General features: G+C 42.4%; 12 protein-coding genes and 1 other RNA gene. 3 read left to right on the top strand and 10 right to left on the bottom strand.

Features of this window, described 5'->3' with window-relative positions:
- Positions 1-3: 3 nt before the first annotated feature.
- The 8 genes from yejB to ffs all read right to left on the bottom strand — a co-directional run bounded on the left by yejB (position 4) and on the right by ffs (position 10,406).
- Positions 4-1,071, bottom strand: a complete 1,068-nt coding sequence (gene yejB, locus I3252_RS00725; RefSeq protein WP_238033903.1) for a microcin C ABC transporter permease YejB — start codon at positions 1,069-1,071, stop codon at positions 4-6.
- A 90-nt stretch (positions 1,072-1,161) separates the two neighbouring features.
- The gene (gene gloB / locus I3252_RS00720; RefSeq protein ID WP_238033902.1) at positions 1,162-1,941 is read right to left on the bottom strand and encodes a hydroxyacylglutathione hydrolase; all 780 of its coding nucleotides are present in this window, start codon (positions 1,939-1,941) and stop codon (positions 1,162-1,164) included.
- A 104-nt stretch (positions 1,942-2,045) separates the two neighbouring features.
- Positions 2,046-3,878, bottom strand: coding sequence for an extracellular solute-binding protein (locus I3252_RS00715; RefSeq protein WP_238033901.1), 1,833 nt, complete (start codon positions 3,876-3,878; stop codon positions 2,046-2,048).
- Between the two features lie 249 nt (positions 3,879-4,127).
- The gene (gene serC, locus I3252_RS00710; RefSeq protein ID WP_238033900.1) at positions 4,128-5,237 is read right to left on the bottom strand and encodes a 3-phosphoserine/phosphohydroxythreonine transaminase; all 1,110 of its coding nucleotides are present in this window, start codon (positions 5,235-5,237) and stop codon (positions 4,128-4,130) included.
- Between the two features lie 107 nt (positions 5,238-5,344).
- Positions 5,345-6,241: a hypothetical protein gene (locus I3252_RS00705; RefSeq protein ID WP_238033899.1), complete on the bottom strand. Its 897-nt coding sequence runs from the start codon at positions 6,239-6,241 to the stop codon at positions 5,345-5,347.
- A 147-nt stretch (positions 6,242-6,388) separates the two neighbouring features.
- On the bottom strand, positions 6,389-9,457 hold the full coding sequence (locus I3252_RS00700; protein ID WP_238033898.1) for a M48 family metalloprotease: 3,069 nt from the start codon (positions 9,455-9,457) through the stop codon (positions 6,389-6,391).
- A gap of 58 nt (positions 9,458-9,515) precedes the next feature.
- Complete coding sequence (locus tag I3252_RS00695) at positions 9,516-10,112, bottom strand: LemA family protein (protein ID WP_083475715.1); 597 nt, start codon at positions 10,110-10,112, stop codon at positions 9,516-9,518.
- A 197-nt stretch (positions 10,113-10,309) separates the two neighbouring features.
- Positions 10,310-10,406, bottom strand: an RNA gene (ffs, locus tag I3252_RS00690) — signal recognition particle sRNA small type.
- A 264-nt stretch (positions 10,407-10,670) separates the two neighbouring features.
- Here ffs and I3252_RS00685 point away from each other — a divergent pair.
- Positions 10,671-11,387, top strand: coding sequence for an SIMPL domain-containing protein (locus I3252_RS00685; protein ID WP_238033897.1), 717 nt, complete (start codon positions 10,671-10,673; stop codon positions 11,385-11,387).
- A 160-nt stretch (positions 11,388-11,547) separates the two neighbouring features.
- On the opposite strand, the gene I3252_RS00680 is transcribed toward I3252_RS00685, so the two are convergent.
- Complete coding sequence (locus I3252_RS00680) at positions 11,548-12,345, bottom strand: DUF4124 domain-containing protein (RefSeq protein ID WP_238033896.1); 798 nt, start codon at positions 12,343-12,345, stop codon at positions 11,548-11,550.
- Between the two features lie 194 nt (positions 12,346-12,539).
- Entirely contained in the window at positions 12,540-13,949 is a 1,410-nt protein-coding gene (glnA, locus tag I3252_RS00675) for a type I glutamate--ammonia ligase (RefSeq protein ID WP_055124883.1), read from the bottom strand.
- Positions 13,950-14,654: 705 nt separating this feature from the next.
- Here glnA and I3252_RS00670 point away from each other — a divergent pair.
- Together I3252_RS00670 and trpD are read left to right on the top strand one after the other, a co-directional pair.
- Positions 14,655-15,278, top strand: coding sequence for an aminodeoxychorismate/anthranilate synthase component II (locus tag I3252_RS00670; protein ID WP_238033895.1), 624 nt, complete (start codon positions 14,655-14,657; stop codon positions 15,276-15,278).
- Between the two features lie 108 nt (positions 15,279-15,386).
- A complete protein-coding gene (gene trpD, locus I3252_RS00665; protein ID WP_238033894.1) occupies positions 15,387-16,508 on the top strand; it encodes an anthranilate phosphoribosyltransferase in 1,122 nt (373 codons plus the stop codon).
- The last annotated feature ends 8 nt before the right edge of the window (positions 16,509-16,516 follow it).

Below are 16,516 nucleotides of genomic sequence, written 5' to 3'. Positions count from 1 at the left end.
ACATTATCGCCCCTCAAAATCAATACGAGGATCAATTAAGTGATAACTTAAATCACTGATTAACTGTAATAATAGTCCGAGTAAAGTAAAGATAAATAGCGTACCGAATATCACAGGATAATCGCGCTGTTGAATGGCTTCGAAGCCTAAGAGACCCAAACCATCAAGTTTAAAAATAATCTCGATTAAGAAGTTTCCGGCAAAGAAAATGCCAACGATAGCCGCTGGAATACCTGCAATAATAATCAGCATGGCATTACGAAACACATGCCCGTAAAGGACCTGACGCTCACCCAGCCCTTTAGCACGAGCAGTAAGTACATATTGCTTACCCAGCTCTTCTAAAAAGCTAAACTTGGTCAGATAGGTCAAACCCGCAAAACCGCCAATCGTACTTGCCAGCAGTGGTAGCGCCAAATGCCAAAAGTAATCTTTGATTTTACCCAGCGCGCTTAATTGATCGAAGTTCTCAGAGGTCAAGCCTTGCAGTGGAAAGATATTCCAGTAGCTACCACCTGCAAAAAACACCAGTAATATAACGGCAAATACGAAAACGGGTATTGCATGCCCGATAGCAAGCAGCATAGCAGTGAATTTATCCATCTCCGAGCCATGATGCATGGCTTTATAGATACCTAGTGGAATCGCTATCATATAAATCAGCAACGTGCTCCAGAGCCCAAGCGAGATAGAAACGGGTAATTTCTCGATAATCAAATCCGTTACCGACTGTCCTTTAAAAAAAGACTCGCCAAAATCTAGCTGAGCGTAATTCTTTAACATGAGCCAAAAGCGCTCAGGTGCCGATTTATCAAAGCCGTATTGGGCATTAATCGCTGCAACCATTTCCTCAGATAAGCCACGCGTACCTTGATAGGTACTGTTATTTCCTGCACTACCCGCGCCAATATTATCGCCAAGTGCATTGTCTTTTGCACCTTGCTCAATAAGCGCCAGTTGCTGCTCGACAGGACCACCAGGCGCTGCTTGTACAATCACAAAGTTTGCGAGCAATATCAAAAAAAGCGTCGGTAATATCAGCAGTAACCTTTTTAAGATATAAAGACCCATAACGGTGGCTTCCTAAGATAATAAATATGACGACAGAAAGAATACGCAGCTAATAACTATCAAAACGTCAGTCGAAGCGCCCGTTATGGTTTAAAAGTTATTTTTAAGCTCACGTAACGCAGCAAATACAGCCAAAGATTTATCATCATCGATAGTTGTTTTAGACTTCACCTCTGCTATCACACTCGGCTCTTGCGTCCGTAAAAACACATTGACTGCGCGCTCATGTTCTAAAGAGACTGGCAACGTCGGAATACCTTGGGCGGTTTTTTCTTCTGCTTGAATCAGTGCTTGCTGCATTGCTTCATTAGTAGGTTCAATAGATAGTCCAAAGCGCAGATTACTGGCAGTGTATTCATGTGCAGGATATAGTAGCGTGTCAGCTGGTAAACCATTTAAACGCTTAAAGCTGTTGTGTAATTGCTCAATCGTCCCCGTAAATACCCGTCCGCATCCAGCACTAAATAAAGTATCGCCACAAAAGCAATGTTTAAGCCCGTCAATATCCAAAATATAAGCCACGTGGCTATCAGTATGGCCAGACACATCCCATACTTGTGCTGCACAGCCCCACGCACTGACGGTACTGCCATCTTTGATGGTTTGATCTTCATCGACATTATGCTCAGTATGCGCAACCAGATGCGTCATCGGATACGACTCTTGCAGTTCTGCGACACCGCCGATATGGTCATGATGATGATGAGTCGTCCAGATAGACGTCAGCTCTAATTTATTTTCTTCCAAATAACTCATGACAGGCTCAGCTTGACCAGGATCAATAACGATCGCCTGTTTATTATTTTCATTAATCAATGTCCAAATATAATTGTCATTGAACGCTTTGATTGGGTGAATACGGATAGTCATATTAAATCCTTACCAGTAGTTATCTTTATTGCTGATGTCTTTTATTGATTTTTTAAACGAAATAAAATTTTAAGATGCAGCGTTATTTCATTTATTGTTCTAAATTATTGCTTCAAGTATTGGTTAACACGTGCTTCTGCTTCTTTATCCGTCCACCAATAGTCAATACCGATGGCATTAGAGGGCAGTTTTTCAGTATGACGATATTGATCCCAATAGGCGACATTGGTCGCTGATTTGCCGTATAAGGGCACTAAATAATGACCAGCACGTAGTAGGCGATCGAGCACCTGAGTATATAATATAGTATCGTCGCGAGTTTTAGCATTACCAAGCTGCTCTATCACCGCGTCAATCTCTGGGTTTTTGATGCCGATAGTATTTCTATTACCCGCTTGGTCAGCCGCTGAGCTACCCCAAAAGCCAACTTGTTCTGCACCAGGGGATAAACTCTGAGCAAATTTATCAACTATCATGTCGTAGTCAAAACGGCGTACCCGCTCATAATATTGTGGTCCGTCGACTTGACGTAACGTCGCATCAAATCCTAAGCGCTTTAGATTTCGAATATATGGCAGCAGCACCCGACCCATAGTATCGCCCATCATTAAAACCTCAATCTGAGCAAGTTGTCCATTGGGCTGATATAGCTTCATATCGTTATAATAAAATCCAGCATCTAGCAACAGCTGCCGCGCTTCTAGTAACTCTTTACGGTTAAAGCCACTACCGTCACTGGTCGGCAATTGCCACTCCATTAATACGGCTTGACGTTGCAGCGGTTCAAGCTTAGGTAATAAAGGCGTAAGCACCTGCATCTCTTCAGCAGATGGCACCCCTGTTGCGGCAAGCTCGGAGCCATGAAAGAAACTTTGTAAGCGTTCATACTGCCCATGAAACAAGGTCTTATTCATCCACTCAAAGTCGTAAGCCTTGCTCAGTGCTTGGCGAACGCGAATATCTTGAAAGATGGGACGTCGCATATTCATGACCAGACCTTGCATTGGTACTGGGTTTTCGCTGCTTATGGTTTCTTTATTGATAAGACCTGCCTTGACTGCAGGGAAGTTATAACCCGTTGCCCAGTTCGACGCTTTATTCTCAGGGCGAAAACGATATTGACCAGACTTAAAACCTTCAAAGGCAATCTCATCGCTTTGATAATAAACAAACTTAATCATATCGAAGTTATAACGACCGCGATTGACCATCAAATCACGACCCCAATAATTGGGATCACGTAGATAGCTGACCGAGCGCCCTGCATCGACACGTCCTAACTTATAAGGCCCACTGCCCATCAATGGCGTCAACGTTATTTTCTCAAAATCCGTATCGATAGAGGACTTAGCAAAAATAGGAAACTGTCCGACGGTTAATAAAATCTCTTTATTGTCATCAGAGTTAAAGATGAATTTTACTTGTTGCTTATTAATAATTTCAATATTTTTAATATCACCCAAATAGCTGCGAATATACATCGGACCTTTATTTAACAGTGCATCATAAGTCGCTTTGACGTCACTGCTGGTGACCGGCGTGCCATCCCAAAAGCGCGCAGCAGGATTAATATGGTAAATAATCCAACTAGTATCGTCGGGATCATAAGTTACTTTGGTTGCCAGCTGCGGATACATGGTAAAGGCTTCATTTAATGAGCCAGTCATCAAGGTGTCATAGAGATAATCGGTGCCAACCATCGCCACACCTGTGGTCATCCATTTATTGGCCGCGTTAAAAGTACCACGCGCCTCAAGTGATAATGTACCGCCTGTCGGTGCCTTTGGGTTGGCATAAGGCATAAAGGGCACGTCAATATACTCAGTGGTACTATTATGACCAAGCGCAGTAGTAGTGATTGGCACCGCGATACTGGCAGGTATCCAGCTTACAGTCATGGCAAGTAAGACGGCTTTTAGCATGGTATTTTTTATCATAATAAAGTTATAACAAACCCTTGTGCGAGCCCAATGAATATGATGAAATTTTACTTAAGTGCTACCATATAATTAAAAAGAGTGAGTGCTGCAGAATTTTATCATAACAAACTTAGGTTTTTTAACCTAATGATTTGCAGCGTTAGAGTTGCTACATGATGCATCATTTATCTTAAAAGAATACTAACGCGTATAAAAAAAGACGCAACTTTTATAAGCTGCGTCTTTTGTTTTAAAATCCATGCTAATTTATGCGTGTTTTTTCTCAAACGCAATCATAAAGTCAACCAACTGCTGCACCCAATCTAATGACACTGCATTGTAAATGCTGGCACGCATACCGCCCACATCGCGGTGACCTTTTAGATTCATCAAGCCTGCCGCTTCCGACTCTTCTAAGAATACTTTATCAAGGCTGCTGTCGGCTAAGGTAAAAGGCACATTCATGATAGAGCGATATTTGGGATCAACTGGATTGCTATAAAAGCTGCTACCATCAATCGTTTTATAGAGTAAATCAGCTTTTTGTTGGTTGATTTTGCCAATAGCAGCAACGCCGCCCTGCTCCTCTAACCAATCAAACACTAGTCCTGCTAAATACCAAGAATACGTCGCTGGTGTGTTTGACATGGATTCTTTTTCAGCTTGGTGCTCATAGTTCATCAGCAGTGGGCACCATTCACTCGCTTGACCCAATAGGTCTTCACGGATAATCACGATAATCAGACCTGCTGGCCCGATATTTTTTTGCGCACCTGCGTAAATCATGCCAAATTTAGAGACATCAATGGGCTGTGACAAAATACAAGAAGACATATCGACGACAATTGGTGCATCGACTTGTGGCGGCTCAAATATTTGCAAACCATGAATGGTTTCGTTAGCGCAGTAATGGAAATAGGCGGCATCTTCGCTCAGGTTCCATTCGCTTTGGGCTGGTACGTCAGTAAAGCTACTGTCTTTACCGGTTGCGACCACATTAATCTCGCCAAGACCAAGCTTTTCATAGCGCTGTGCTTCTTTGACCGCTTTACCAGACCATGCACCCGTCGTTAGATAGTCTGCGCGCCCACCATTTAGCAAGTTTAATGGAATCGCTGAAAACTGTAAGCTAGCGCCACCTTGTAAAAATAGTACCTTATAGTTATCTGGAATGTCCATTAGCGAGCGCAATTTGGCTTCGGCTTTTTCGGTAATGGCGATGTATTCTTTACTACGGTGACTCACTTCCATAACCGACATGCCGCGTCCCTGCCAATCAAGCAACTCTTCTTGAGCGCGTGATAATACGGCCGTCGGTATGGTGGCAGGTCCCGCTGAAAAATTGGGTACGCGGTTAGGAGCGGCTTTAGTGGTCATAATCAATATCCTAAATATGATGAAGTCATCGTGGTTATTAAAGGTTGAATGTTGAAGGTGAATTTTATCGTTATTTTTTAATCTCTATCATAGTAAGTGGTAAGCCTTTAACTGTGACTCGATAACTGCTCCCAAAGCTGACGTTTAAGGCTACTATCAGCAAGCATCTCATCGAGTGTGGGCACAGTAGTCACGCTAGGATGTTCAAGACCGTCAGGCAACACTGTCAATGCGGCAATTTTTATCTCTTCGCTACGGCCGATTTTAAAGACGTATCCAGCAAGACTGGCATTGGCAAGCTCAGCCGTATCCATACCTTCACAGATAGGGAACGATGTCGTCTCACAACTGATGGATAACGCTTGGGTGATATTTTGCCACAGTTTTTGGCTGTCATGATTAAGTGCTTGGATATCCACCAAAATCACCCAATCACCATAACGACCACCTTGTAAATCAAAGGGTGCTACCTTTTTAAAGCTTTCCTCTTGAAAGCTCTCTTCTTTAAAACTGCCATTTTCAAAGCTCGAAGCTTTATTTATATCAGTAATAGAAGCTTGCTGTACAACAGTATCTACAAAGGAGGTAACGGCTGGCTTAGAGATATTAAGGGCATTAGGAGTAGTCGAGTCAAAACTATAAGTAACAGGGCTTTGCTGGTCAGAATGGTGTAAAGCTATCTCATTAGCATCATCATAATAATGATTAATAGACTCATCACCCACTATACCTGATAGCGAATCAGCAGATGCTGAATGCGACATCCCAACGCTTATATCATCACCATTGAGAGACTTAACACTTGGCTGTTCAAGGGTCGCAGCAGCAGGAATAGAGGTCGTGCTGGCATTAACGATAGTCGAGTTAGTGGTAGACAGAGTAGGCGCGGAAATATCTGCGATACTCAGGGTTTCAGAGCTCGGCTGCACCCACTGATTGATACCCATCATCGCTAAAATCTGGCGCTGCTGCAATACAATTAGCGGGTCTTGGATATCACTCATGCTTATTTACTATCCTACTTATCTAAAATGGATTTACTGACTTTTAATGGCAAGGAACAATATTAGAGAACGATGTTAAAAAAAAGGATTAAAAATATAGTCCATTCAATTTAAAAAAGAATACTTAAATGCCGTCAATGACATTGTTCAAAAAAGCTGCCGAACGCCTAACCAATGATTGGCTAACATGGACAAGCAATCATATTCATCTTGACTGACTATCGTATCGTGTAACATCACCGTATGCAATGTGCTCAGCCATTGCCGGTAAGTATGATAAGCATAAGAATGACTGTCATTGCCTGCATTTCCGTCCTGTCTATGAGCATTATAATCTATTTGATCGCCGCCCTGTTGCCTCTGTCTATAATTATCATTACGTTTGGCTTCTGATGCAGGCGACTGACTGGCAGGCGCTATAAAAATAGGCACCGTTTCTATCACTGCCAATAATTGGATACTATTTATATTTTGCACAGTCAATAGTAGCCATTGCAAATTTGCGTCACTAACGGCGGCTAAGTCAATATCAATCAAACGTGCATGACGCCGCAAATCCACGATATAGTGAGCAACACTGTCATTATTATAGCCGAGTGCTAAAATAGGTGCTGAAACGTGTACTGAGTTATCTAGTGCTGATACGACTTGACCCTTGACATCTTTTGATAGGCGATAAGCGAATAAAACAAGCATGGTTCTCGCTGCAACATCGAGACCATCAAATACCTGTCCTGAAGGGTCAAGCTGGTCATAAATATCATCTCTACCCGCTTGCAATGCTTGCTGCCATAACCGTAATAGCTGAGGCTGAGCATGCACGTATTTCTCGTTCAATACAGTAGACAATATAGGTAATAATTGCTGCAACTGTAGCGCTTGCCATAATGATAAAATCGATGGCAACCGAGAGTCGATTTTTCCTGAGTGCGTTGATACTGGCTTAGTTTTATCCATAGCACCATCTTCACTGGCTATGTTATCAGTCAAATGTTGACTTAAATCTGCCGTTAGATAGTGTTCAAATAGCTCAATGATACCCTGTTGATAGCGCATCAGCATTGTACGACACTTTTTTTGCTGCACATAATGTTGATGATCTTGATTGCTATGACTCGCTTCATATCTGAAGTGTAATTCATTGATAGCAGTTTCTGACAGGTCATGCTGACTCAGTTGCTTTATTGCCAATGCAATCAATGCGTTGTCTAAACGCCTATCAAGATGTGCCACTGCCGCTAATAATTTATGATCTATCGTATGCACTAAAAATTGGGGGTTGCTGCTAATATTAGCGCTAGCGTTATTATTGATTTCAGCAGTAGACGTTTTATCGTTAGCAAGTCCAAGCCAGATATCACTCAAGTCATAACTCTCAGTCGTTGATAATATACGACCTTGATGGCACAACATAACTGCTTCAATCAAAGCTTGCGCCCCGAGCGGATGATAACTGTGATTGAGTATATACTGCGGCAGTGAAACTTTTTGTCTATCGTCGATATCAATCAATGTATCCGATGGCAAATCGCTATCAGGTTTTGCTTGCCATGGCTTGAGCAACTGATGAATACCGGTATTTTGCGCTTGAACCTGTAAACGTCCTTCAACAACGACATCTTTCTTGATAACAAACTCTAGCCCCTGATCTTCGTCCAACTCATTCTTTATTTCATTTGCAGGAAAAGCAGTAATTTCTTTGTCTATAACATCATTGCTGTTATTAGTAAGGCTTTTATTGTTATTGCTTTTATTGTTATCTAACGCTGATTGGGTTTCAAATATTGATGATTGGCTATTTTTTTCTTGTTTATTTTTGCTTAGGCTATTTGCTTTTATGACGCCCCAATCCCCTAATCGCCGCTGCTCATATATCTCTTTTATTTTCTGTTGATTTATGCGCTTTTCTTTAGCTACTTTTACCGCAAAGTCATGATAAGCGTGGGCATTAATGGCACTCATTCGCTCAGCCAAGCTCGGATGGGTAGCAAACCAAGAGACGTCACCCAAATCAGCACCACTACTGGCAAAGAAGAAATGACTAAGACCATTGATATCGGCGATACTGGTTAAGCGCGAACCAAGCGAATCTTGATGAATGGCTTGTAAGGTTTCCATAATAGCCGGCGAGCGTGTGAGCTGCACGCTGGTGGCATCGGCGAGCAATTCACGCTGGCGATTAAAGCTGTGTTTAATCAGTTGCGCACTGGCCATACTCGAAAAACTCAATCCATGTATTAACAACGTCCAAATATTGCGCGGTGCTTGACTATCGAACTTATTATTATTTTGTAGCCATCGTGACTGGCTCTTAGCTGACGACTGCTGGCTTTGTGATTGACTTTGCCAATAGCTTACCCATTCACTATGGGTGGTAAAGTTGGCGGTTTGGGCTTCAGTGCTACGCGCATGGCTATCGACGGCTCTTTGTGACAATAGATTGCGTCGATTGACCGCATCATCAAAATAATTGTGATGGCTATTCTGATGACTGCGTTGATTACCAGCGCCAAAATTATTAATAGAATCACTCCAGTCATAGAGTAATTGCAAGCCTGCCAGCACCACCATCAGTTGCAAATTAAAAGTGGCATCACCATGCAAGATATGACCATATTCATGCCCTATCAGCCCATACAGCCCCTCATCGGACAGCTTATCAATCGCGCCTTGAGTGACGACCAATACCATATCTTGACTATGACGACCAGCAACGAAGCCGTTAATACCTTGCTCATCAGGCAGTACATACAGAATCGGCATACGTACACCCGAAGCAATGGCTAGCTGCTGGGCAATCTCGTAGTAACGACGGTAGACAGGCGGGAAGTCTCGCTCATCACGCACGGCGATATGGTAGGCGCTGAAACGAACCTTTGGTATAGGCCCATGCTGATGGGCAACCCCTTGACTATGCTCCCACGCGTCTTGGCTGTGGTCGATAAACAGCCGAACCCCGCCCACACGCTGAGCAATAGCGCGACCACCGGCTTCTAAACGTCTGTACTCTAAAAAACTACCGATCACAAAGCTACCGATTGTCCAGATAGCAACCAGTATCAACACCCAATGATAAATGCCACCAGTAAATATCGTTAGCAGCAGCGCCATGATACCCAGCGCTACTGCCAGATGGGCAAAGACAATGAGAAAAAATAGCCCATAGAGCAACAGACTTCGCTGGGTACGGGTGCGTTGTTCACCAAAAAAATCCATCTATATGCCTGACTTAAAAATAGCTAAACGCATCTGAACATATGAATATAATTCAATATCAGCCCATATTGACGACAGGTGCTTGAGCGATCACCTTTCTGTCTTCAAAAACTAGCGGGCTTAACGGGCGAAAGCCAAAAGTCGTACTAATAAGATTGTTGGGAAATACCTCGCGGTCATTGTTATAGAACATCACGCTGTCATTATAGTGCTGACGGGCGAAGCCAATGCGGTTCTCAGTATTGGTCAGCTCATCCATCAACTCTTTAATCATACTGTCCGCCTTTAGCTCAGGGTAAGCTTCCACAACCGCTGAAAACTGCCCTAACGCTTTAGACAGCATACTCTCAGCTTTGGCAAATAGCGCCATATGCTCAAGCGAGTCTGGCTGATGTGTATTGGAGTCTTGCAAGCTCTGGGCATGATTACGTGCACTAATCACACGGGTCAGCGTCTCTTCTTCATGCGTCAGATAGCGTTTAGCAGTTTCAACCAAATTTGGAATCAAATCATGACGGCGCTTCAGTTGTACATCGATTTGAGCAAAACCATTTTTCGCTTGGTTGCGAGCGCGTACCAATTTATTAAATATAGATACGCCAAACACAATCACTAGTAGCACGAAGGCAATGAACAACCAAACAAACATCTTCATAAGAAAACCCTAAAGTGTCCAGAATGTTAATAAAAGTTAATACATTGTATTTTAACCCATCTTAATCAATCAAAGGTCAAAATCGGACAAAAAAAGGTCGAAAAAAAAGCCCTTTACAATGAAGGGCTTAATAGATCAAACGAGCATTTCTGATTAAATATCAAAACAGGTATCAAATTTTAGGCAAAAAAAAGCGACTCCAAAAGCAAATCCTCGGCACACACTGTGACTATTACCGTTGCTACCTTCCGGTCCTGGCGGGGTTCATAGAACAATGTTGCGAGGCTACCAATGGAGCCACCAGTTGCAAATTATACAAGAATTTTTAAATATTACAACCCCTATCGTAAAACTCTTTCTATTACCTCCAAACGCCCTGTAACTTAGGTGACAAAATTCTCACAGCAAGCCTGTTAAATTTTGCTATTTTAGTTGAGGAAGTTGAGCATACTCGGTATCAACTAATAACTAAAATGGACAGCTTCTCATATAAAGGCGAGTCTTACCTATGTATGGCTAACCTAAATACTATTGATATAACTCACTCAGGAGATCATTGTGAAAATCACTTTACTTAATAAAGCCGCTCTAACGACTGGTACTGCATTTCTACTCACAGCCATGATGGGTAGCGCACATGCAGAACCAACAGGCTACGATCAGCTTACTTTTCAGACAGAAGTAAAAGAAGAAATCCAGAATGATGAAGTACGAGCCAGCTTATATAAAAAAGCGCAGGCAATGGATTCTAAAACTCTAGCGACAACGCTCAACACCTCAATTAATAATGCCATGAAAATTGCTAAGCGCTATCCAACGGTCACCGTAAGCACCGGACAACAGCGCACCTACCCTCGCTATGATAAAAATGACAAAATCATTGGCTGGACAGGACAAGCAAACATCGATTTAAAAAGTACCGACTTTGCAGCCACCAGCCAACTCATCGCTGACCTACAAGAAACGTTGGTGATGGACAATCTGAACTTTGGTGTCTCAGATACCAAAAAGGATGCGCTTGAGCAAAAGCTGATGACCAATGCGTCTCGTGCTTTTCAGCAACAAGCTAAAAACCTAACACGCGCTTGGGATGCTCGTAGCTATCGTGTGGTCAATGTGAATCTAAATACAGGTAGCAACTACCCACGTCCGATGTATAGTGCTATGAGTATGAAAGCAGGCGCAGCAGACGAATCAGTACCTAGCCAAAGTTTTGAATCTGGCAATAGTACTATCTCAGTAACTGCTAATGGTACGATTGAATTGACTAAATAAGTTATAAATATATAGAATTGATAAATATCCTGATAAACATAAAGGCAAGCGCTGCAATCAGCGCTTGCCTTTATGTTTATATAGAAGAAATCAACTTATAAAGTTACTCTATTTTGTATGGGTTCTTATACTTATCCATGATTGACACATTGCCTACAAGTTAATTTATCACCGGTTGCTCAAGCGTCATGGGTTTGTCCACTATAGGCTTAGTAAATGATTGCATATTCGGTTGTTTGCCCTCTTGACGCATTTTTAACAGTACTTTTTGATACCAAGGTAGATTCTGATAAGCTAAAAGCTGTTGCGCGATTTTCTTATTATTTTGCAATGTTATATTGTTTTGAATCACATACACCGTACGCTCTACTTGTTTGAGTGTTTGACCTTTCTCATTTTTTAACACGACTTTTATCTTGTGCGATCCTGGTAAAACATCTACCGTTGCAATCGAGGCGCTAAGACCTTGCGCGACTTCATTACCATCCAAATAAATACTAACACTATCACCTGCTTGTAACTCCGGCTTCACTTGCACATTGATATCAATGCTTTGGGCTGGACGACGATATGCACGCTCTGCGCTTGGTTCAGCAATAGCAAGCTGGTAATTGACGGCTGGTTTGGCGACAGGGCTATTTTTAGCAGCAGTATTTTGCGTAGTAGTATTAACATTACTAGAAGGAGGCGTACTACTCGCGTTATCACTGTTACTTGAGCTGACGCGACTTTCTTTCGTCGTGACACCCGTCTGGCTGATTTGTTTACCTGCTTGCTGCTCATAATTTTGCGGGCGATCGGTAAAGGTGACTTGACCAGTTTTTTCGTCAATAACTTTATAAATAGGCGCAGCATTCACTGAAGGAGCATAGAGAGTTGCCATACTAACCATCGTAGCAGCAATCAGTGCTAACCCTAACTTACTGTTTGAAAAAACCGGTTTTGATAATGAAGTCATAGTCAGTCAACCTAATGAGTACCTAATATTATGAATATCTATTATGCGATACTTTGGATGTTAAATCAGTAATAATTTCAAAGAGGACAGATCCGTTGATTTAGCAAATTATTATTGAGACATAAAAAAACCAGCTAAGAATAACTTAGCTGGTTTTTTTACGTCTCAAAATAACTGAGTGTTTTAGCTATAAATTAGCAGCTGTAGTATAAGTCAAACTCAACTGGATGCACGGTTACATTGACACGTTGCACTTCTTCTTCTTTCAAGGCAATGAACGCCTCTAACATGTCTTCAGTGAATACATCACCTTTTAATAAGAACTCGTGATCATCACGCAAGGCTTGTAGTGCAACTTCTAAGCTCTCCGCAACGGTTGGGATGAGTGCTTCTTCTTCTGGTGGTAAGTCATACAAGTTTTTGTCAGCCGCTTCACCTGGATGTATTTTATTTTGAATACCATCAAGACCTGCCATTAGTAACGCTGCAAACGTTAAGTATGGGTTGGCCGCTGGATCAGGGAAACGTGCTTCAACACGTACCGCTTTTGGGCTGCTAACATGTGGAATACGGATAGACGCTGAGCGGTTAGACGCTGAGTACGCAAGTTTGATAGGCGCTTCATAATGCGGTACTAGGCGCTTATAGCTATTAGTCGATGGGTTGGTAATCGCATTCAACGCACGCGCATGCTTGATAATACCACCGATGAAATACAGTGCAGATTCAGAAAGACCCGCATATTCATCACCTGAGAAAGTATTGACACCATCTTTGGAGATTGACATATGCACGTGCATGCCTGAACCGTTGTCACCAACGATTGGTTTTGGCATAAAGGTAGCCGTTTTGCCAAACTGATGCGCAACATTATGCACAACATACTTTAGCTGCTGTACTTCATCGGCTTTTTTGACTAACGTATTGAAAGCGACACCAATTTCTGACTGGCAAGGCGCAACTTCATGGTGATGAACTTCGACACAGCCTTCACCGATGATTTCTTCTAAACGCTCACACATAACAGAGCGCATGTCTTGCGAGCTATCGATTGGTGGTACTGGGAAGTAAGCGCCTTTAACACGTGGACGATGTCCCATGTTGCCCCACTCATAGTCATTATTAGTCGACCATGCCGCTTCTTCGGCTGTGATCTTGTGGCTAACGCCAGACATATCAATTGACCATTTCACATCATCAAATATAAAAAACTCAGGCTCAGGACCAAAATAAGCAGTATCACCAATGCCCGTTGACTTTAAGTACTCTTCGGCGCGGCGCGCAATAGAACGTGGGTCACGATCATAACCTTGTAGCGTTGATGGCTCGATAATATCGCAAGTAACAACTACGGTAAGTGAATCAAAGAACGGGTCAAGAAAAGCCGTCTCTGGATCAGGACGCAAGATCATATCTGACGCTTCGATACCTTTCCAACCAGCAATAGATGAGCCATCAAACATCTTGCCATCTTCCATCACTTCTTCGTCAACGCTATGCGCTGGAAAGCTGATATGTTGCTCTTTACCACGTGTATCAGTGAAGCGAAAATCAACCCATTTAGCATTAGAGGATTGGATAAGATCTAGTAGTTTGTTCGACATAAATAGTCTCCGTTGTGTTGATTAGGTTATTGCGATTTGAAATTATAAGTACAATCTGTTGGTTAAAAATCTCTGGTTTGATAACAGTCAGCGCTGCGTTTAGCGCTAAATATCTTGTTTAATATTATGCTTATTCTCAGCACTGTCAATATTATTAGTCAAGATAGTCATCTGAGTTATGCGCTTAATAAGACCCGCCAGTGTTTTGGTTCGATATTATTCTAACAACATATCACTCATTATGCTGAACTCTTCAGGCACTCGTTAATAATAATTATTGAACCACTTTATCACCAAAGATAATCATAACAGTAATAATGCAAAGGCTATGCCAGTTTTTTATAACGCTGAAAATATAGAGGATAAAACGATAGTTATTAATAATAATTACAGCAACTTATAATGCCTTTGAAAATATTTCAGCCGTAGATTTATCGTCAGTGGTGTCATACAAATTATTTATCCAGAGTCATTAATAACACATGACTGCACTAAATTAGTGCATATTGAATGTATAAATAAAAATTGTGTGCTTTTTTAGTGCGTTTGAGATGTTAACGAATGTCATCCAACAAGCAAAATGTATTGTTATTCACCACTTATTTGGGTCGCCTGCACCCTACATTTGATAGTCTACAAAATAGTGGTAAGATAACGGCGTTATATAACCATCTCCATAAGTAGAACTCAATAAGTAGAACGCTAATGATTCTGATGATCGATAATTACGACAGTTTTACGTACAATATTGTACAGTACTTCGGTGAATTACAGCAGGACATCACCGTCTGGCGTAACGATCAAACCACTATTGAAAATATTAGAACCCTTGCGCCAGATGCGATCGTCATTGGCCCCGGTCCCTGCGATCCTGATCAGGCTGGTATCTCTCTAGAAGCTATCAAGACTTTTCAGGGCGTGATACCGATACTAGGTATTTGCCTAGGACATCAGGCAATTGGACAGGCATTTGGTGGACAAGTGGTCAAGGCTGGTGAAGTCATGCACGGCCGCTTATCCGCTGTCTATCATACTGACCAAGGTGTCTTTGTAGGCTTGCCTAATCCCGTACAAGTCACGCGCTATCATTCGCTTGTCATTGATAAAACTAGCCTGCCCGACTGTCTTGAGCTGACCGCATGGACACAAAACAGTGATGGCAGTATTGAAGAAATCATGGGTATCCGTCATAAAACATTTGCGATAGAAGGGGTACAATTCCATCCTGAGTCTATCTTAAGCGAAGCAGGTTATCAGCTGCTCAACAATTTTTTGCAAACGCATCATTTGTCAGCACTAACCTCAGATGAACTACCACAAGTCGGCTAACAGTTTATTAAAGCATGTTCTAAAAAAGCCGTTAATAACAAAATTAAAATAAAACCTATTCTATTTATAATTTAAAATTAACGTATAAAAATATTAAGAGAGATCATAATGAGTACAACAAAAACAAATGAAAGCCCTAACCCAGCTAACATTGCTCAACTGTCTGATGAAGAGACACATACGCTACTGACGACAGCTTTGGGGCGAATTTTTCAGCACATTGATTTAACCTTTGATGAGATGTATCAGGTGATGCTGATTATCATGCAAGGCAGATGCAGCGACGCCATGATGGGTGCTGTTTTGACTGGTCTGCGTATGAAAGGTGAGTCCATCGATGAGATTACTGCCTCTGCCAGTGCAATGCGTGCGTTAGCAGCCAATATCGAACCACGGGGCTGTGATTACTTAGTCGATATCGTCGGAACTGGCGGTGATGGTGCCAATTTATTCAACGTTTCTACTGCATCAGCATTGGTTGCTGCCGCTGCTGGTGCGCAAGTGGCCAAGCATGGTAACCGCGGCGTCTCCACCAACTCTGGCAGCTCAGATCTGCTTGAGCAAGCAGGTATCAGTCTGGCACTTACTCCTGAGCAATCTAAAGAATGTATCGAAAACCAAGGTATCGGCTTTTTGTTTGCGCCCAATCATCACAGTGCGATGCGTTATGCCAATCCAGTACGCCGCGAGCTCAAAGCGCGCACCATCTTTAATATTTTAGGACCATTAACCAACCCTGCTGGCACACCCAATCTGGTAATCGGTGTCTTTACCGCTCAGCTGTGCGAGCCTATCGCTAAAGTCATGAAAAACTTAGGCGCACGTCATGTCATGGTTGTGGGCGCAAAAGACGGTTTGGATGAAATCAGTCTCGCTACCTCAACCACTGTCGCTGAATTAAAAGACGGTGAGATATCTGTTTATGAGATGATGCCAGAAGATGCAGGTATTGAGTCACAAACCCTTATTGGTCTCGATGTAGATTCTCCAGCGCAAAGTCTTGAGCTTATTCGCGCGGCTCTATCAGGAGAAAACTCTCAAGATCGTGCTGTACTTAAAGCACGTGATATGATTGCACTAAATGCAGGCGCGGCCATATATACCGCAGGACTTGCCAGCAACTATGCTAATGGTGTGAGCCGGGCACAAAAAGTCATTCAAAATGGTGATGCGTTACTCAAGCTTGAGTCTCTCGCCATATACACGCAGCAACTGGTGACTCATGCTTAACGGCTAAG

Origin of the sequence: Psychrobacter sp. Ps4, from assembly GCF_022129285.1 — a bacterium.
GTDB classification, from domain to species: Bacteria; Pseudomonadota; Gammaproteobacteria; order Pseudomonadales; family Moraxellaceae; genus Psychrobacter; species Psychrobacter immobilis_A.
This window is presented reverse-complemented; position numbering and strand designations above follow the sequence as displayed.

Excerpts from the sequence above, each read along its gene's own strand:
- yejB (WP_238033903.1), bottom strand. The coding sequence starts at position 1,071 with ATGGGTCTTTATATCTTAAAAAGGTTACTGCTGATATTACCGACGCTT.
- gloB (WP_238033902.1), bottom strand. The coding sequence starts at position 1,941 with ATGACTATCCGTATTCACCCAATCAAAGCGTTCAATGACAATTATATT.
- I3252_RS00715 (WP_238033901.1), bottom strand. The coding sequence starts at position 3,878 with ATGATAAAAAATACCATGCTAAAAGCCGTCTTACTTGCCATGACTGTA.
- serC (WP_238033900.1), bottom strand. The coding sequence starts at position 5,237 with ATGACCACTAAAGCCGCTCCTAACCGCGTACCCAATTTTTCAGCGGGA.
- I3252_RS00705 (WP_238033899.1), bottom strand. The coding sequence starts at position 6,241 with ATGAGTGATATCCAAGACCCGCTAATTGTATTGCAGCAGCGCCAGATT.
- I3252_RS00700 (WP_238033898.1), bottom strand. The coding sequence starts at position 9,457 with ATGGATTTTTTTGGTGAACAACGCACCCGTACCCAGCGAAGTCTGTTG.
- I3252_RS00695 (WP_083475715.1), bottom strand. The coding sequence starts at position 10,112 with ATGAAGATGTTTGTTTGGTTGTTCATTGCCTTCGTGCTACTAGTGATT.
- I3252_RS00680 (WP_238033896.1), bottom strand. The coding sequence starts at position 12,345 with ATGACTTCATTATCAAAACCGGTTTTTTCAAACAGTAAGTTAGGGTTA.
- glnA (WP_055124883.1), bottom strand. The coding sequence starts at position 13,949 with ATGTCGAACAAACTACTAGATCTTATCCAATCCTCTAATGCTAAATGG.
- I3252_RS00670 (WP_238033895.1), top strand. The coding sequence starts at position 14,655 with ATGATTCTGATGATCGATAATTACGACAGTTTTACGTACAATATTGTA.
- trpD (WP_238033894.1), top strand. The coding sequence starts at position 15,387 with ATGAGTACAACAAAAACAAATGAAAGCCCTAACCCAGCTAACATTGCT.